At 64.6% G+C, this 17,473-nt stretch carries 21 protein-coding genes; 18 read left to right on the top strand and 3 right to left on the bottom strand.

Features of this window, described 5'->3' with window-relative positions:
• Positions 1-5: 5 nt before the first annotated feature.
• From NGJ21_RS24065 to NGJ21_RS23980, 18 genes are all read left to right on the top strand, one after another.
• The gene (locus NGJ21_RS24065; RefSeq protein ID WP_251962807.1) at positions 6-1,988 is read left to right on the top strand and encodes a cytochrome D1 domain-containing protein; all 1,983 of its coding nucleotides are present in this window, start codon (positions 6-8) and stop codon (positions 1,986-1,988) included.
• Positions 1,985-2,641, top strand: coding sequence for an SCO family protein (locus tag NGJ21_RS24060; protein WP_251962806.1), 657 nt, complete (start codon positions 1,985-1,987; stop codon positions 2,639-2,641). The genes NGJ21_RS24065 and NGJ21_RS24060 overlap by 4 nt, the downstream gene beginning before the upstream one ends.
• Entirely contained in the window at positions 2,638-3,303 is a 666-nt protein-coding gene (locus NGJ21_RS24055) for an SCO family protein (protein WP_046787667.1), read from the top strand. Before NGJ21_RS24060 ends, NGJ21_RS24055 begins: the two co-directional genes overlap by 4 nt.
• Positions 3,304-3,413: 110 nt before the next feature.
• Positions 3,414-4,940, top strand: coding sequence for a cytochrome c/ABC transporter substrate-binding protein (locus NGJ21_RS24050; RefSeq protein ID WP_251962805.1), 1,527 nt, complete (start codon positions 3,414-3,416; stop codon positions 4,938-4,940).
• 12 nt (positions 4,941-4,952) lie between these two features.
• Positions 4,953-5,594 carry a SurA N-terminal domain-containing protein gene (locus NGJ21_RS24045; RefSeq protein WP_251962804.1) on the top strand — a complete coding sequence of 214 codons (642 nt, stop codon included), beginning with the start codon at positions 4,953-4,955 and terminating at the stop codon, positions 5,592-5,594.
• A gap of 237 nt (positions 5,595-5,831) precedes the next feature.
• A complete protein-coding gene (locus tag NGJ21_RS24040; RefSeq protein ID WP_204917861.1) occupies positions 5,832-6,365 on the top strand; it encodes a response regulator in 534 nt (177 codons plus the stop codon).
• Positions 6,366-6,422: 57 nt separating this feature from the next.
• A complete protein-coding gene (locus NGJ21_RS24035; RefSeq protein ID WP_080952182.1) occupies positions 6,423-8,132 on the top strand; it encodes a GspE/PulE family protein in 1,710 nt (569 codons plus the stop codon).
• Positions 8,113-8,907 carry a hypothetical protein gene (locus NGJ21_RS24030; protein WP_046787663.1) on the top strand — a complete coding sequence of 265 codons (795 nt, stop codon included), beginning with the start codon at positions 8,113-8,115 and terminating at the stop codon, positions 8,905-8,907. Before NGJ21_RS24035 ends, NGJ21_RS24030 begins: the two co-directional genes overlap by 20 nt.
• A gap of 1 nt (position 8,908) precedes the next feature.
• Entirely contained in the window at positions 8,909-9,451 is a 543-nt protein-coding gene (locus NGJ21_RS24025; protein ID WP_012314325.1) for a PilN domain-containing protein, read from the top strand.
• Complete coding sequence (locus NGJ21_RS24020) at positions 9,438-10,001, top strand: GspMb/PilO family protein (RefSeq protein WP_046787662.1); 564 nt, start codon at positions 9,438-9,440, stop codon at positions 9,999-10,001. Before NGJ21_RS24025 ends, NGJ21_RS24020 begins: the two co-directional genes overlap by 14 nt.
• Entirely contained in the window at positions 10,001-10,498 is a 498-nt protein-coding gene (locus tag NGJ21_RS24015; RefSeq protein ID WP_125923070.1) for a hypothetical protein, read from the top strand. Before NGJ21_RS24020 ends, NGJ21_RS24015 begins: the two co-directional genes overlap by 1 nt.
• Entirely contained in the window at positions 10,495-12,372 is a 1,878-nt protein-coding gene (locus tag NGJ21_RS24010; RefSeq protein ID WP_115274983.1) for a secretin GspD/PilQ domain-containing protein, read from the top strand. The genes NGJ21_RS24015 and NGJ21_RS24010 overlap by 4 nt, the downstream gene beginning before the upstream one ends.
• Complete coding sequence (locus NGJ21_RS24005) at positions 12,369-12,842, top strand: type II secretion system protein (protein WP_012314329.1); 474 nt, start codon at positions 12,369-12,371, stop codon at positions 12,840-12,842. Before NGJ21_RS24010 ends, NGJ21_RS24005 begins: the two co-directional genes overlap by 4 nt.
• 5 nt (positions 12,843-12,847) lie before the next feature.
• A complete protein-coding gene (locus tag NGJ21_RS24000) occupies positions 12,848-13,222 on the top strand; it encodes a type II secretion system protein (RefSeq protein ID WP_012314330.1) in 375 nt (124 codons plus the stop codon).
• A complete protein-coding gene (locus NGJ21_RS23995; protein ID WP_012314331.1) occupies positions 13,197-13,724 on the top strand; it encodes a type II secretion system protein in 528 nt (175 codons plus the stop codon). Before NGJ21_RS24000 ends, NGJ21_RS23995 begins: the two co-directional genes overlap by 26 nt.
• A complete protein-coding gene (gene csgE / locus NGJ21_RS23990; protein ID WP_251962803.1) occupies positions 13,721-14,128 on the top strand; it encodes a curli production assembly/transport protein CsgE in 408 nt (135 codons plus the stop codon). The genes NGJ21_RS23995 and csgE overlap by 4 nt, the downstream gene beginning before the upstream one ends.
• Positions 14,125-14,538 carry a curli assembly protein CsgF gene (locus NGJ21_RS23985; RefSeq protein WP_012314333.1) on the top strand — a complete coding sequence of 138 codons (414 nt, stop codon included), beginning with the start codon at positions 14,125-14,127 and terminating at the stop codon, positions 14,536-14,538. Before csgE ends, NGJ21_RS23985 begins: the two co-directional genes overlap by 4 nt.
• Before the next feature lie 33 nt (positions 14,539-14,571).
• Entirely contained in the window at positions 14,572-15,423 is an 852-nt protein-coding gene (locus NGJ21_RS23980) for a CsgG/HfaB family protein (protein ID WP_012314334.1), read from the top strand.
• Positions 15,424-15,515: 92 nt separating this feature from the next.
• Here the strand turns inward: NGJ21_RS23980 and NGJ21_RS23975 are convergent, their stop codons facing one another.
• The 3 genes from NGJ21_RS23975 to NGJ21_RS23965 form a co-directional block, all read right to left on the bottom strand.
• Positions 15,516-16,238 carry a ribonuclease T2 family protein gene (locus tag NGJ21_RS23975; RefSeq protein WP_251962802.1) on the bottom strand — a complete coding sequence of 241 codons (723 nt, stop codon included), beginning with the start codon at positions 16,236-16,238 and terminating at the stop codon, positions 15,516-15,518.
• Between the two features lie 113 nt (positions 16,239-16,351).
• Complete coding sequence (alkB, locus tag NGJ21_RS23970) at positions 16,352-16,996, bottom strand: DNA oxidative demethylase AlkB (protein WP_012314336.1); 645 nt, start codon at positions 16,994-16,996, stop codon at positions 16,352-16,354.
• A gap of 41 nt (positions 16,997-17,037) precedes the next feature.
• Complete coding sequence (locus tag NGJ21_RS23965) at positions 17,038-17,391, bottom strand: cupin domain-containing protein (protein WP_012314337.1); 354 nt, start codon at positions 17,389-17,391, stop codon at positions 17,038-17,040.
• Positions 17,392-17,473: the final 82 nt, after the last annotated feature.

The following is a 17,473-nucleotide window of genomic DNA, read 5'->3' as shown; positions in this document are numbered from 1 at the left end:
CCAATATGCATAACAGGAAAATCCGCCCCGCCGTGCTGGGGGTATTGCTGGGCACGGCGTTGATCGGCCTGGGCGTGGCGTACGAGGAGCTCTGGTGCGACCCGCGCGAGCTGCTGCAGGAGCCTGCCGACCCGCAGGCGCTGCACCGGCTCAGCCGGGATGGGGTGACCGTGGAGTTCGAAGCCCGGCCCCTGGCCGGCAGCGAGCTGCGCGAAGGCGCCTTCGCCAATATCCGCTTCAAGGTCACCGACCAGAACAGCGGCCAACCGCTGTCGGGGATGGCGCCAGGGGCGTGGATCGACCCGGCGCAGTCGGCCCCACTGGAAAGCAGCCGTGACCAGAGCTGCAAGGCCCGGGTGGCGCTGTTTCTCAAGAGCAGCATCGGTGCCAGGCCGCTGCTGGACCTGAACAGCTACTTCCTTTTGGTGCTGAACAAGGATGCCAGCCTGACCGTGATCGACCCGACAGTCTCGGTGGGCGGTGTTACCAGCACCCTGGCACGTATCGATTTGCCGGGTCGGCCCATGGATTGGGTGGCTACCGGCGATGACAAGCAGGTATTCGTGTCAATTCCCGAACGCGGCGAGGTCGCGGTGATCGACACCGAAACCTTTACCCGCGTGGCCACCTTGAAGGCCGGCGAGATGCCGCTGCGCGTGGCCCTGCAGCCGGACCAGCGCCGGTTGTGGGTCGGCAACAACAGCGACGACCCGGCCAAGGGCGGGGTGACGGTGATCGATGTGCATAGCCGCACCACGCTCAAGAGCTTCGCCACCGGCTCCGGGCACCACGAAATCGCCTTCAGCGCCGATTCGCGCTACGCCTACGTCAGCAACCGAGACGGCGGCACCCTGAGCATCATCGACATCCCCGAGATGCGCCTGGTGAAAACCCTCGAAGTTGGCCCGCATCCGTTGGCAGTGGCCTACTCGGCGCTGTCCCAGGCGGTGTACGTGAGCGATGGTTCAGAAGGCACGGTGCGTGTGTACGATGCTCGCAGCCATCAGTTGCGCCATACCGTCCAGGCCGAGCAGGGCCTGGGGCCGATGCGCTTCAGCAGCGATGGCCGTTACGGCATCGTCCTCAACACCCTGGAAAACCAGGCGCTGGTGATCGATGCCAGTACCGACAGGTTGATCCACCGCATCCCGGTGGCGGCCGAACCGTACCAACTGACGTTCACCAAAGGTTATGCCTACGTGCGCGGCCTGGCGTCTTCGAAGGTCAGCATGATCAACCTGAGCAGTCTGGGCGAAGGCCGTCAGCCGATCATCCAAGGCTTCGATGCCGGCCCCGCCGCGCCGCGCCAGGCCGGGGACCTGCCATTGGCCCAGGGGTTGTCGGTGTCACGGGACGACAATTCGGTATTCGTGGTCAATCCGGTGGACAACACCACGTACTTCTATACCGAAGGCATGAATGCCCCGATGTCGGGTTACAACAACCGCGGCCACCAGGCCCGCGCCGCCATCGTCATCGACCGCAGCCTGCGCGAACTGGCCCCGGGGGTGTATGGCTCGACGGTGAAGATGCCGGCGTCAGGCAAGTTCGACGTGGCGTTCCTGCTCAACCAGCCGCAAATCATCCACTGTTTCAGCACCGACGTGGCTGCCGCCCCGGATGCGGTCAAGCGCAAGGGCGCGCATGCCGAGTTCATCGGCCTGGACCAGCCCTTGCCACAGCACCGCGCCATCACCGCCAAAGTGCGCATCCTCGGTGACGACGGCCGCCCGCGCCTTGGCCTGGACGACCTGACCCTGCGCTACTTCCTGGCGCCGTCATCGATGCCGCGCAACCTGCGCCTGGAAGAGGTGGGCGAGGGTATTTACCAGGCTGCACTGATGCTGCCTGAAGCCGGCGCGTGGTACCTGCATGTGCAGTCGCCGTCGCTGGGGCACAAGTTCGCCGAAGAAAACTACACCAGCCTGCGTGTCCTGCCGGCTGCAGCGTCTACTGCTTCCCAGACTGAAGTGAGGAATGTGCAATGAACGCCAGACATTCTTGCAAGCTGCTCGCACTTTCCATGGCCATGGCCAGCCAGCTCGCCCTGGCCCACGCGGGCCATGACCACAGTGGGCATGCTCCGCAGCCGCCAGCGGCACATCAGGAGAAAGCCAGTGTGCGCTTTGCCGATGTTTCACTGCTCGACCAGGATGGCATGCCGGTGCGCCTGGAAAAGGACCTAATCGGCGATCATCTGGTGGTGATGGGCTTCATATACACCAGTTGCACCACGGTATGCCCGGTAGTGTCTTCGATCATGGGCAAGGTCCAGCAGCAACTCGGTGGCCGGGTAGGCGAGGAAATCCGCCTGGTGTCGATCAGCGTGGACCCGCAGCGTGACGACTCCAAACGCTTGCAGAGTTACGCCAAGGCGTTCCAGCACGGCCCTGGCTGGAGCTGGCTGACCGGCTCGCCCTATGCCATCACCGAGACCCTCAAAGGCCTGGGCAGCTTCAGTGCCGACCTCAGCCAGCACCCCCCGCTGATCATGGTGGGTGACGGGCACAGCGGCCACTGGACGCGCTATTACGGTTTCACCGACCCGGCCGTGCTGATCGACGAAATCAACCGCCTCAGCGCCCGTCGGGTGCATGCCAAGAGTACGGCCATCGCTGAACACCAGGAGGTGCAACCATGAGCAGCCAAGCGTCCTGTCGCGTCGGCATGCGCAGCTTCGACTGGCTGGCCCTGGCCGGTTGCCTGTGGATCTTCGCGTCGGTCGCCATGGCCCACGAAGGCCATGCACCGAGTGCTCCCAGCCCGCAGCCTTCGCCCCCGGTGATGGCCAGTGGCGAAGGCACCCGCGATGCGCACACCTGGTTCACCGACACCGTGCTCCAGGACCAGAATGGCCGCGCGCTGCGCTTTTACAGTGATGTGCTCAAAGACAAGGTGGTGATGCTCAACGTCATCTTTACCCACTGCACCGATGCCTGCCCGCTGATCACCCGCAAGCTGCGTGAGGTGCGCGAGGCCATGGGCCCGGAGCTGGCCAGCCAGGTGACCTTCGTGTCCATCAGCAGCGATCCGCTCAACGACACCCCGGCAGCGCTCAAGGCCTTTGCTGAAAAACAGGGGGTGGACAGCGCCAACTGGCTGTTCCTCACCGGCGACAAGGCCAGCGTCGATCTGGTGCTGGGGCGTATCGGCCAGTTCCTGCCCAGCCCCGAGCAGCACTCGACCCAACTGATAGCCGGTGACGTGGCGGGCAAGCGCTGGAGCAAGATCCGCCCCGATGCACCGCCAGCGGCCATTGCCCAGCGCATGCAGTTGCTGACCCAGCCGTTGGCCGGACGATAAGTGCACTCACAGGATCTGCGCAGCTGCGCAGAACACAGTGGCAGCACTGACAGGATCTGCGCAGCGGCGCAGAACACAGTGGGAGCCGGCTTGCCGGCGATGAGGCCAGAATGAACACAGCGAGATTACTTTGCTTGGCGCTGGGCCTGACCTGCTGCGTTCAGGCGCTTGCCCTGGACCTCACCGCCCACGAGCAAGCCGGTAAACGCCTGTACCGCCAAGGCCTATCCAGCAGCGACGCACAATTACTGGCCCGCGTAGGTGCCAGCGACATGCGCGTGCCCGCCAGCGTGTTGCCCTGCGCCAGTTGCCACGGCAATGATGGCCGTGGCCGCGCCGAAGGCGGGGTGCGCCCGCCCAGCCTCGACTGGCAGCGCCTGGCCCAAGGCCAGGGCGCACGCCAGAGCAACGGCCGCAGCTACCCAGCTTACACCGACAACAGCCTGGCCCGCGCCATCCAGCACGGCCTGGACCCGGCCGGCAACCGCCTGGACCCGGCCATGCCTCGCTTTGAACTGACCCTGGCCGACCAGCGCAACCTCACCGCCTACCTCAAACGCCTGGCTGATGAGCGCGACCCTGGCGTGGAAGAAGGGGTGCTGCGCCTGGGTACCCTGTTGCCCGCCAGCGGGCCATTGGCCGAGGCCGGGCACGTGGTGCGCGCGGTGCTTGAGGACGGGGTGGCCCAACTCAATCAGCAGGGCGGCATTCATGGTCGGCGCCTGGAGCTGGTGGTGGTCGACCCCGGCAGCGACCTGGCCAGTGCCGAGCATGCGTTGCAGCAGTTGCTCGAGCAGCAGCGGGTATTTGCGCTGATCAGCCCGCTGGCACCGATGCTCGACCCGCGCCTGGCCCTGCTGCTCGAACAGCACGGCGTGCCACTGGTTGGCAGTACACCGCGCGGTGGCGGCAGTGCGCAGATATTCGACCCCATGCCAGGTATCGCCACGCAATTGCTGAGCCTGGCCGTGCATGCCCGCGACACCTTGGGCCTGGCGCCAGATGGCTTGCGTGTGGTGTATGCCGGCGATGACCAGGCAATGCAAGCCGAACAGCTGCGCGAGCGCCTGCAGCAGCTGGGTTGGGCGCCAGCGCCGATCGAGGCCTTCAAAGGCCAGCCGGTGCAGGGGCAGGGCATTGTTTTTCTAGGGCGCGCCCAGGCCTTTGCCGAGCTGACCACGGCGTTGCAGGCGGCAGGCCGTGCCCCCTATCTGCTCGCCACCTCCAGCCAGGTGGCCGGTGCCGTGGCCTCGCTCCCGGCCCAGTGGTCGCAGCGGGTGTTTCTGGCCTATCCGTTCGTGCCCGCCGACTGGACCGAGCAAGGCATGGCGACCTTGGCCGGCCTGCAGCAGCGTCAAGGCCTCGACACGCGTCAGGCCTCGCTGCAAGTCAACACCCTATGTGCCCTGCGCCTGCTGGGCGAAGCCCTCAAGCAGATCGGCCGTGACGCCAGCCGCGAACGCCTGGTTGCGGCGCTGGAGGGGCTGCATGACGTCGATACCGGCCTCACCCCGCCGCTGGGTTTTGGGCCAGGCCAGCGCCAGGGCCTGGCCGGCGCCCATGTGGTCGCGGTGGCTCTGCCTGGGCCACGCTTTACAACTGTCGCCCCGTATCGGCCTGTACCGGTCAGCCCTTGAGTGGAGGTTGCCATGCGTATCCTGTTGCTGTGTGTGTTGCTGCTGGTCGCCAAGGCGGGTTGGGCCGATACCCCGGCGGCGAGGGTCAATGGTGTGGACATCGGGCTGCTGCGCCTGGAGCGCTATTTCAGCGAGTATCTGCAGGCACAGGGCCGGGCGGTGAGCAGCATCCGCAACCCCGCGCTGTACAAAAGTCTGCGCAGCCAGGCCCTGGACGAGCTGATCGACAAGGAGTTGCTGTGGCAAGAAGCCCAGCGCCGCGGTATCGCCATCAGCGATGAACAGGTGTCAGCACAGCTCGGCGAAGTCGAGGCGGCATTCTCTAGCCCGGCGCTGTTTGAAAGACGGCTTGCAGAGGCAGGGTTCGACCGCGCAGCATACGCTGACTACCTGCACCGGGAGCTGGCAGCGCAACAGGTGTATGCCCAGCTCAGCGCGGTAGCCGAACCCACCCAGGCCGAGGTGGAAGCGTTTTATCAGGCCAACCAACAGAGACTGCAAGGAGCGCAGAACCAAAGTGATAATTCTTCGGTCATACGCGAACAGAGCCTGGTGCTGGCCAGGGCCTCGCTCATCAGCCAATTGCAGGCACAGTCCCGGCAAGCGGCGCGCCAACGTTTGCGCGAATCCGCTAAAGTGGAAATCGCTGACTGAAGCCTGCGATGGCGTTTCCCCAAAGCTGGGGAATAACGGCTTGGCAAAGTGCCATCAGGTGCCCCGGATGTGGGGCAGCGAGCCTGAGCCTGTTCGTAGGGCTATCAAAGGTGCCAGCAAAATCAATAACTTGACGTGGTGCAACATGACTATTCATGCCTGGCACGAAGCCTGCTCAAGCCTTACCAAGGCCGCACTTCGCAGACCGGGGAACCGGGCAGTTCTTGGGAGTCGACCTTGGTGAACAGAGTATTGGTAGTCGATGACGAACAGACCCTTGCGCAAAACCTGCAAGCGTACCTGCAGGCGCAAGGCCTGGAAGTCCATGTTGCCCACGACGGTGCCAGTGGTATCGGCCTGGCTGAGTGCCTGGCACCGGATGTGATCGTGCTGGATTACCGCTTGCCCGATATGGAGGGTTTTCAGGTCCTGGAGACTGTGCGCAAGAACAGGCAGTGCCACTTCGTGCTGATCACCGCCCACCCGACCGCCGAGGTCCGTGAGCGAGCCGCCGAACTTGGCGTGACCCATGTCCTGTTCAAGCCGTTCCCGCTGTCGGAACTGGCGCGCCCGATCTTCGACCTGATGGGCATCGAGCGCCGGCGCAGGGCCACGGACAACCCGGCAGAAGGGTTCGTCGAACGACGCCAGAACAGGAACGAATCGTTCCCCTTGCAGTTGTTCGATGGTAGCTGGGTACTGGCCGACCGCCGCCGTAATGGCGCCAAGCCCCCTGGACCCGACGACGACCAACTGCTCACCGGGGAATAGCGGCGCCCGCAGCCCTCACCGAGCCTGCGACGCGCCCCCTGAGCGGAGTCGCAGGCCATGTCAGATGTATTCGACCACAGCGTTTCGGCCTCATCGCCGGTACAGGCTCCGCCAGCCTCAAGCTACCCCCGCGATCTCATGGCCCAGGCCCGCCTGCAAGCCAGCGGCGAGCGCCTGCTCAACTGCCTCGAACGCCTCGCCTGCGACACCCCCGACACCTTCATCCGCCGCCTGGGCAGCACCCTGCATTACCCGGTACTGGACAGCCAGAGCCTGTTGGCCAGCACCCCTCGTTTCGACAAGATCAGCCTGGCCCAATGCCTGAAGCGCGAGTTCGTGCTGATAGAGCAGGGCGGTGAACTGCGGGGTGTGTTCGCCGACCCCTTCGACCACGCCCGCCTGGCCTGGATCGACGATGTGCTGCAAGGCGCGCCTTTGTACCTGGCCCACGCCGCCGACCTTGCCACCTTCCTGGCCCGCCACGAAGAAAGCTTTCACGCCGTCGATGCCCTCGATCACGACGCCGAAGCCAGCAGCGAAAGCGACCCGCTGCAACGGCTGTCGCTGACCAGCATCAGCGAAGACCAGAGCAAGGTGGTCAAGCTGGTCAACTCAACCCTTTACGACGCCCTCAAGCAGCATGCCAGCGATATCCACCTGGGCATGACCGGCCAGGGCCTGACCATCAAATACCGCATCGACGGCGTGCTCAACGCGGCCGGCAAAGCCAGTGGCAGCGCCTTCGCCGACCAGGTGATTTCGCGCATCAAGGTCATGGCCGAGCTGGACATCGGTGAAAAGCGCGTGCCCCAGGATGGCCGCTTCAAGGTTGCCGTAGGCGAGCGCCAGATCGACTTCCGGGTGTCGATCATGCCCAGCATCTTCGGTGAAGACGCCGTGCTGCGGGTGCTCGACAAACAGGACCTGTCCGACCGTGTCAGCGGCGTGCAGCTGCAGGCCCTGGGCTTTGCCGATGAAACCCTGCGCGCCCTGCGCCGCCTGGCCGCCGAGCCCTACGGCATGATCCTGGTCACCGGCCCCACCGGCAGCGGCAAGACCACCACCCTCTACGCCATGATCAGCGAGATCAACCACGGTGTGGACAAGATCATCACCATCGAAGACCCGGTCGAGTACCAGTTGCCCGGCGTGCTGCAGATCCCGGTCAACGAGAAGAAGGGTTTGACCTTCGCCCGTGGCCTGCGCTCGATCCTGCGCCACGACCCGGACAAGATCCTGGTCGGCGAAATCCGCGACCCCGACACCGCGCAGATCGCCGTGCAGTCGGCACTGACCGGCCACCTGGTGTTCACCACCATCCACGCCAACAACGTTTTCGATGTGATCGGCCGCTTCAGCCAGATGCAGGTCGACCCCTACAGCTTCGTCTCCGCCCTCAACGCTGTGCTGGCCCAACGCCTGATCCGCCTGGCCTGCCCGCATTGTTGCACGCCGTGCGAGGCCGATGACGAAACCCTGGCCGCCTCCGGCCTTACCCGTGACGCCGTGCAGGGCTGGACGTTCGTCCGCGCCCAGGGCTGTGGCCAGTGCCGCGGCAGTGGCTACCGCGGCCGCAGCGCCATCGCCGAACTGCTGCACCTGGACGACGACCTGCGGCAGATGATCGTCGAACGACGCCCGCTGGCGCAGATCAAGGCGCTGGCTTGCCAACGCGGCCTGCGCCTGCTGCGCGCATCCGCCCTGGACCTGGTCCGCGAGGGCCGTACCACGCTTGAGGAGATCAACCGTGTCACATTCATTGCGTGATCATGCCTCTACCCGTTACTGCGCCGTGCTCGGCGCCGAAGGCGTCGGCCTGGGCCGCTGGCACGGCAACCAGCACCAATGGCTGGGCAGCCGCGCCTTCACCGGTGACGCCGGGCAACCGGCCTGGGATGCAGCCCTGCAGGCCCTGGCCGCGCTGCTGGGCGAGCATGCCGTGCGCGGTGGCCAGTGCCAGGTGCTGCTGTCGGCGCGCTACAGCCGGTTCTGCCTGGTGCCTTGGAGCGCTGCCATCAGCCATCCACGCGAGCTTGAGGCCTACGCCCGGGCCTGCTTCGAGAACCTCTATGCCCAGCCGCTCGACGACTGGCGCATCGCCCTTTCGCCAGAGCCGGCCGGCGCTGCGCGTATCGCCACAGCGCTGCCTGAGGCACTGCTGCAGGGGCTGCAGGCACTGGCCCGGGAAAATCGCTTGCGCCTGCGTTCGGTGCAGCCGTACTTGATGGCTGCCTACAACCGCTGCTCATCGCAGCTGCAGGCGGGCGATTTCCTGTTTGTCCTCGCCGAGCCACGGCGCAGCGTGCTGCTGCTGGCCGCCGGTGGCGCCTGGCAGCAGGTGCTGACGCAGGGTTGCGCCGACAGCGACCAAGCCCTGCAGGCGCTGATCGAACGGACCTGCGAGCTGTATGGCGAGCACATGCCGCAGGTCTACCTGCATGCCCCGGGCCGGGGCGACGTGCCGCAACTGGCGGCGGTGCAGCTGTGCCAGCCGGCCAGCGAAGCCGACCCGCTGTGCGCCATGTGGCGGGCGGTGGCCTGACATGCGCCGCCTCGACCTGGAATTCCAGCCCCGGCGCAGCAGCCCGCTGGCCTGGTCGCTGCTGGCCCTGGGCGGCGCGGTGGTGGCCGTGCTGGTACTGCTGCAACAGCACCTGCAAGCCGAGCAGGTTCACCTTGAGGCCCGGCTGCACAGCCTGGAGCTGCAACTGGGCCGCCGCCCGGCCACGGTCGCCCCGCAGAACAGCGCCGCCAGCCGCGAGCAGGCCGAACGCCTGGCGCAGATGCGCAGCGTTTCACAGCAACTGCAACGGCCCTGGCAGCAACTGTTCGCCATGCTTGAAGCGCAACCCCAGGAAGACGTGGCCCTGCTCAGCCTGACCCCGGATGCCCGCAAGGGCCAGGTGCGTATTGCCGCCGAGGCCCGCAACCTGGAAGCGATGCTGCAGTACCACCACCGCCTGGAACAGAGCACCGAGCTCAGCGATGTATCGCTGCTCAACCACGAGGTAGTGGCGGGCCAACCCGAGCACCCGGTGCGCTTCACCCTTACCGCCACCTGGGAGACCGGCCATGCGCGCCCCTGACTCGATAAACAGCCTGATCCTTCAGGAGCAGTTGCGCCGTATCGGCCCGGTCGGCCTGGCCGGCGCCGCAATGGCCGTCCTGGCAGTCGCTGTAGCGCTGGCCGGGGTGCTGCCGCAGTGGCAGGCCCTGCGCGAGCTGCGCGCCAGCGAGGCCGATGCCAGCGCCCAGGTCGAGCGGGTCAGGCGCGGCGAACTTAAAGTCGCCGTCAAGCCTGAACAGCAAGCGCTGGACAGCCTGCGCCAGCAACTGCCAGGGCAACCTGAAGCCAGCGAGCTGATCGAGCGCCTGTACCACCTGGCCAGCGCCCAACGAATCAGCCTGGCCCGTGGTGAGTACGCCCTGGGTGTCGACCCCAAGACCCAGCTGGCGCGTTACCAGATCGTCCTGCCGGTACGCGGCAGCTATCCGCAGATCCGCGGCTTTGTGCGCGGCCTGCTGGGCCAGTTGCCGACCCTGGTGCTGGAAGACCTGGAGCTGCAGCGCAAGCGCATTGGCGACAGTGAACTCAATGGCCGCCTGCGCATGACCCTTTACCTGTCGAGGTCGTGATGAACACTCAGCGTGCAGTGGTGTGGGTGGGGTTTCTGGGGCTTGCCGGGGCGTTGGCCTGGGCGCCTGGGCACTGGTTCGGCGAGGACAGCGAGGAGGCCCTGATCGCCGGCAAGCCGGCGCCCACACAAGCGGTTTCAGAGAGTGCCGGCGTACCGGTGATGAAGCCAGAACAGGCCACGCGCGACCTGTTCCCCCGCCAGCAATGGACCAAACCCAAGGCCCTGGCCACGGTCACCGAACAACCTGTGGTCGCCACCTCGGTGGTAGCCGCTGCCCCCGCAGCCCCGGCGCTGCCTTTCCAGTTCGTCGGCCGCCTGGGCGATCGCGATGACCTGCAGGTCTTCCTGCGCAGCGGCGAAAAACTCTACGTCGTGCGCCAGGGCGACGTGATTGACGACACCTACCGCCTCGATCGGGTTTCGGCCAATGAGCTGGGCCTGGTCTACCTGCCTTTGCACCAGTCACAGACTCTGTCTGTCGGGAGCGCACCATGAAGCCATCGAAGTTGTGCAAGCCTGCTCCGTTCATGCTGCTGGCGCTCTGCGTGGCCATTGCCGGCTGCGGTTCGAGCGCGGTGCGCAAGGACAGCCAGGCGCTGATGAAAGAAGGCCAGTACGAGGCCGGTATCGCTCGCCTGGAAGAGGCGCTGCGCGACGACCCGCGTGACACCGACCTGAACATTGCCCTGGCCCAAGGCCGCCAGCACGCGGTCGAGGCGCTGCTTGGCCAGGCCGACAGCGACCGCATCCGCCACGACTTCGCCGGCGCGCGCCTTGGTTATGGCCGCGTGCTCACCCTGGAACCGAACAACCGCCGCGCGCATGAGGGCATCCGCCAGCTGGAACTGATGCGCACCCTCGATGACCGTGTTGCGCTGGGCCAGGCTGCGCTGCGCCAGGGCGACCTGTTCGGTGCCGAGCGTTACATGCGTGAGGTGCTGCGCCTGGACCCGCAAAACCAGAAGGGCATCATGCTGCGCAGCGATATCGAGAACGTCCAGGCCCGCACGGCGCAGCCCTTCCCGCAACTGCGCAGCAAGCTGGAACGCCCGGTGACCCTGGAGTTTCGCGATGCCGAGCTCAAGGTCATTTTCGAAGTGCTGTCCCAGGTGGCCGGCATCAACTTCATTTTCGACAAGGACCTGCGCCCGGACATGAAGGCCACCATCTTCGTGCGCGAGGTGCGCATCGAGGATGCCATAGCCCTGTTGCTGGAACAGAACCAGCTGCGCCAGAAGATCGTCAACGACAACACCTTGCTGGTCTACCCCGACTCGCCGCAGAAGACCAAGGACTACCAGGAACTGGTCATGCGCACGTTCTACCTGACCAGCATCGATGCCAACACCGCACTGAACATGGTCAAGACCATGCTCAAGACCCGCGATGTATTCGTTGATGAGCGCCTCAATACCCTGACCATGCGCGACACCCCCGACGCCGTGCGCATGGCCGAGAAGCTGCTGCAGTCGCAGGACCAGTCCAACCCTGAAGTGGTGCTGGAAGTGGAGGTGATGGAGGTGGCCCGCTCGCGCATCCTCGACCTTGGCCTGCAATGGCCCAATACCTTCGGGGTGCTGAGCGATGAGGGCAACCCGGTCAGCGTGCTGGACCAGTTGCGCGGCATCAACTCCGGGCGTATCAGCATCTCGCCGGCGCCCCAGGCCAAGATCAACGCCCAGGACAAGGACATCAACACGTTGGCCAGCCCGGTGATCCGCGTCAGCAACCGCGAGCAGGCGCGCATCCACATCGGCCAGCGTGTGCCGATCATCAGCGCCACCTCGGTACCTTCCACCCAAGGGCCGGTGATCACCGAAAGCGTCACCTACCTGGATGTCGGTCTGAAGCTTGAAGTGCAGCCTACCGTGCACCTGAACAACGAGGTGGCGATCAAGGTGGCGCTCGAGGTCAGCAACGCCACCCCGCTGGAGCCGACCCGCCAGGGCACCATCCCGGTCCAGGTCGACACCCGCAACGCCCAGACCAGCCTGCGCCTGCACGACGGCGAAACCCAGGTGCTGGCGGGGCTGGTGCGCAACGACAAGACCTCCAGCGGCAACAAGATCCCGGGCCTGGGCGACATCCCTGGCCTGGGCCGGCTGTTCGGCAGCAACCGCGATGACATGAGCAAGTCCGAACTGGTACTGGCGATCACCCCGCGGATCGTACGCAACCTGCCTTACCAGAGCCCCTCGGACATGGAGTTCGCCACCGGTACCGAATCGAGCATGCAGGTGCGCCAACTGGCCCTGCCTTTGCCAGCCGGCGCGCTGCCGGCCGATGAGCCGGGCCAGGCGCCTGGCGATGCACCGGTTGTCGACAGCCAGATGGCGGTGGTGCCTGCCAGCAAGGGCCCACGGCCATGAAACGCCGCGTGCAAGGCTTCAGCCTGATCGAGGTGGTGCTGACCCTGGCATTGCTCGGGCTGCTCGCCAGCATGGCTGCACCGCTGACCGAAACCGTGGTGCGCCGCACCAAGGAGCAGCAATTGCGTCAGGCGCTGTACCAGATCCGCGATGCCATCGATGCCTACAAACGGGCCTTCGACGCAGGTTTCATCGAAAAAGGCCTGGATGCCAGTGGTTACCCACCAAACCTGCAGGTACTGGTCGACGGGGTGCGCGATGTACGCAGCGCCAAGGGCAGCAAGTTCTACTTCCTGCGGCGCATCCCGCACGACCCGCTAGTGGCGGCAAAAGACGATGACGGTGGTGGCTGGGGCTTGCGCGCCTATGACAGCGGGCCGGACAACCCACGTGACGGCCAAGACGTTTACGACGTGTATTCCAAGGCCCGCGGCAAAGGCCTCAACAACATCCCTTACGGGCAATGGTGACAGCCATGAAACGCAGCCGAGGTTTCACCTTGATCGAACTGCTGGTGGTGATGGCGATCATCGCCACGCTGATGACCATTGCCATGCCACGTTACTTCAACAGCCTGGAAAGCTCCCGCGAGGCTGCCCTGCGCCAGAGCCTGGCGGTGCTGCGTGAGGCGCTGGACCATTACTACGGCGACACCGGTCGCTACCCGGATTCGCTGGAGCAACTTGTCGAGCAGCGCTACCTGCGCAACACACCGGTCGACCCCATAACCGAACGCAGTGATGCCTGGCAACTGCTGCCACCGCCTGAAGGGGTAGCCGGTGGCGTGGCCGACATCAAGAGCGGTGCAACAGGGAGGGCACGTGATGGCAGCCACTTCGCACAATGGTAAGGCCTGCAACGGCTTCACCTACCTGGGTGTATTGCTGCTGATCGCAGCCAGCAGCGTGGCCCTGGCGTCCAGCGGCACGCTGTGGTCCAGCGCGGCGCAGCGCGAAAAGGAGCGTCAGTTGCTGTGGGTGGGTGGCCAGTATGCCCAGGCACTGCGCAGCTATTACCGCGCTTCGCCAGGCCTGGCGCAGTACCCTCAGGCGCTGGCCGACCTGCTGGAGGACAACCGCTTTCCAGAGCCGAAACGGCACATCCGCCGGTTGTACCCGGACCCGGTCACCGGCAGTGATGAATGGGGGCTGTTGCGTTCGATCGACGGGCGCATCACCGGGGTGCACAGCCGCTCCGACGCCACCCCGTTCAAACGCAGTGGTTTCGACACTCAGTGGTCCGGCTTCGAAGGCCTCGAGCACTACAGCGATTGGCAGTTCGTCGCCGAGCAGGCCTTCAGCGAAAGCGCCAGTGGCGCACAGACCCACAGTAGCCCGGGGGATGCGCCATGAAACGCCTGAACGTGTTTTGCCTGAGCCTTGGCCTGTTGCTGGCCGCCGGGGTATCCGATGTGGCACGGGCCGACGCCGAAGATGAGATGAAGGGCTTTATCGTCGACAACACCATCTCGCACATCGGCCACGACTTTTACGCCTACTTTGCCGACCGCCTGCGCGCCACCAGCCGCCTGGATTTCAACCTGGTGGTGCGCGAACGCCCGGATGCCCGCTGGGGCAGCCTGATCACGGTGGAATTCGAGCGCGATGTGCTGTACCGCCGCTTCCTGCCGCCCAATGTCACCCAATTGAAAGAAGAGGCCATCGCGGCCGCCGACCTGGTCAAGCAGGAGGTCATTCAGCGCAAGCTGCAGCGCCTGCTCCAGGACACCACTGATCTGGAGAGGGACGAGCTATGAACACGCGTATTCCCCACTGCATCGCCGCCTGTCTTGTGGCCTGCGCCGTTACCGCCCAGGCCACGGAATTGGTGTACACCCCGGTCAATCCGGCGTTCGGTGGCAACCCGCTCAACGGCACCTGGTTGCTGAACAACGCCCAAGCGCAAAACGACTATGACGACCCCGACCTCAAGGACCGCACCTCCGCCTTTGGCGGTACCTCGGCCCTGGAGCGCTTCAGCAACCAGCTGGAGTCGCGGATGTTGTCGCAGTTGCTGGACAACATCAGCAATGGCCAGACCGGCAGCATGGCCACCGATGCCTTCCTGATCGATGTGATCGATGACTCCGGTGCTTTGAGCATCAAGGTCACCGACCGCGTCACAGGAGAAATTTCGATCATTGAGGTCAGCGGCCTGAACCCCTGAGAGGGACGGGTTGTTATCTGGGGAGAGAACACCATGAAACGTCTGCTGAGCACTTTGCTGATCCTCGCCGCCCTGCAAAGCCTCCAAGGTTGCGGCCTGCGCGAACCGATGTCGGCCGAACAGGACTCGGAAACCCCGACCCTGACCCCGCGCGCTTCGACTTACTACGACCTGATCAACATGCCACGGCCCAAGGGCAGGTTGATGGCGGTGGTGTATGGCTTCCGCGACCAGACCGGGCAATACAAGCCGACCCCGGCCAGCTCGTTCTCCACCAGTGTTACCCAAGGGGCGGCGAGCATGCTGATGGACGCTCTCAATGCCAGCGGCTGGTTCGTGGTGCTGGAGCGTGAAGGCCTGCAGAACCTGCTGACCGAACGCAAGATCATCCGTGCGTCGCAGAAAAAGGCCGATGTACCGGAGAACATCCAGACCGAGCTGCCGCCGCTGCAAGCGGCCAACCTGATGCTCGAAGGCGGCATCATCGCCTACGACACCAATGTGCGTAGCGGCGGGGAAGGGGCACGCTACCTGGGCATTGACATCTCCCGCGAGTACCGGGTGGACCAGGTCACAGTCAACCTGCGTGCGGTGGACGTACGCACCGGGCAGGTATTGGCCAATGTGATGACCAGCAAGACCATCTACTCGGTGGGGCGTAGCGCCGGGGTGTTCAAATTCATCGAGTTCAAGAAACTGCTCGAGGCAGAAGTGGGCTACACCACCAACGAACCAGCACAGTTATGCGTGCTGTCGGCTATCGAGTCGGCGGTAGGGCATTTGCTGGCACAAGGGATCGAGCGGCGGTTGTGGCAGGTGGCGGGGGATGCAGGGGATGGCAAGGCTGCGGTGGACAAGTACCTGAGCCAGTCTCAGGCGCAATGACAATGGAGACGAGACCGCCCCTCACAGGTACAGCGGCGTCCGAGCGCGCGCCGTACCTCGGGGTGCCATCCTTGCCCATGTAAAGCCTGCCTTCAGGATGTAGCCTTGGGACGCTCCGGGATCCATGTTTTCTGCGTTTCACACTGAACGCCGATCTGCAGGTTGGTTTCTTCCGTATAGGGGTTCCCTTTTTCGTCGACCAGGTAGAACACCTCATGCAGGTACTGCTTACCCTGCTTATCCCGGTAACATCTGAACGCCGTGTTGTCAGGGAAGACCTCGCGAATCTTCGAGAACTCGGTAGCGTGCCCTACCATCGCCTCGAACGCGTCATTGTCAAAACTGACCACCTTGTTCAAGTCGACGAAGTCCTGAAAGTACTCCTGCATACGCTTGCCCGAGCAAGTGCCGTGTTTTTGCCATTCATGCGCGAACAGCTTCTCGGGTTCGCTGGTAACGATGGCCCGCAGGGCTTTGTTGGCAAGCACTGCACTCATCTCATCGGCCCTCATTGCACAGGCTTCGCCGTTGGTGCAGTCAGGGGAATTGGTGCAGTACTGGGGGTGACGATTGGTCAGGTTGCCAATGCTTTCGCTGTAGGGCCAGATACCGTGGGTGAGAAAGCGTTCCGGTGCCTCCTCACAGCCTGGCGTCGAGGGCTTCATGAGGCAGAAAGTGGGTTGCCAAGTGACGGAGTAGACCAGGTACTTGGAGGGAGGTGCATTGACGTGGGCCTCTTCATTGGCATCCAGTGCCATCACACGGCTTGCCCCTAAGAGGGTCAGCAGTAGCAAGATTGTTATCATCAAGCGCATGGGTTCGCTCCCTTGAACGGGACCGCTCTGGTAGTGGCGGCGTCAGATCAATTAACCGGGAGCAGGCGGGCGCGCGTCTACTGGCAGAAATGTCGGGTGGCTATTTGATTGCATTACCCGGCCTTGCGCAAAGTCAGGTTGATCCGCCGCTCGCCCATCCGCGGATGCACGCCCGGCTTGATCGGCAATACCCCATGAAAGCGCAACCGGTCCTCACCTCCCCAGACCAGCACATCGCCATGGCTCAACGCTATTCGCCGGGTCTTGTCCGAGCGCTGGAAACCACCCAGCAGGAACACCGCCGGCAACCCTAGAGATACCGACACGATCGGCTGGCCGAAGTCAGCTTCGTCGCGATCCTGGTGTAGGCTCAGGCGGGTACCGGGCAGATAGTGGTTGACCAGGCAGGCATCAGGTACGAACGCGTCGAAGCCTGCCGCGGCCGCAGCGCGCCCGGCCAGCTCAAGCAGAGCTTCAGGCAGGGCTGGCCAAGGCTCGCCGCTGACGGGGTCGGTCGGGCTGTATCGGTAGCCTTTGGCGTCGCTGACCCAACCCAGCGAACCGCAGTTGGTCAAGGCCACCGCCATGTGCAGACCGCCGGGCGTACGCATGTGCCGGAAGGGGGCTGCGCGAAGCACAGGGCGCAGGGCGTCGAGCAGCTGCTCGACTTGCGCAAGGGCAAAGCCGGGCAACAGCACGGTGTGGCTGGCCAGTCGTTGTGGCTGGGGGCCGAACAGGTCGAGATCGGACTGGATCATGGTCGTGATGTCGAGGGATGGGTGTGGCCATTCTAACCCGCTCAGCAGGCAGGCCAGGGTTTTTCACTGCTATAGAACACGGCGAGCCACACGGTATGGGTGCCTTGTGCGGTCCATTCCACGCGATGGCGGCAATGGGCCGGGATGTCCAGGCAATCACCCGGGGCCAGCAGCCGTGTGTAGGCTTCATGCTCGAGGCGCAGGCCGGCACTGCCGCTCAGCAGCACGATCCATTCGCCTTCGGGCTGGTCGTACCAGAACCCGGGAGGGCTGCACTGGCCGCTGGAAACAATGCGCTCGATACGCAGGCCCGGGCGTTTGAGGAGGTCATCGACCCGTTCCGGTGCGCCAGGATCACAGGGTGGGAGGTGGATCAGCACGTTGGCAGGTGTCATGGCAGATCTCGCTGTATGGGAGGTATTTCACTATGGACTGGATCGAAATAACGCGCGCTTCTTGACCACCTATCTCGAATGT

The organism is Pseudomonas sp. Marseille-Q5299, assembly GCF_943737035.1.
In the GTDB taxonomy this organism is placed as follows: domain Bacteria; phylum Pseudomonadota; class Gammaproteobacteria; order Pseudomonadales; family Pseudomonadaceae; genus Aquipseudomonas; species Aquipseudomonas putida_E.
Note: the sequence above shows the minus strand (reverse complement) of the source record. Positions and strands in the feature narration are given on the sequence as shown.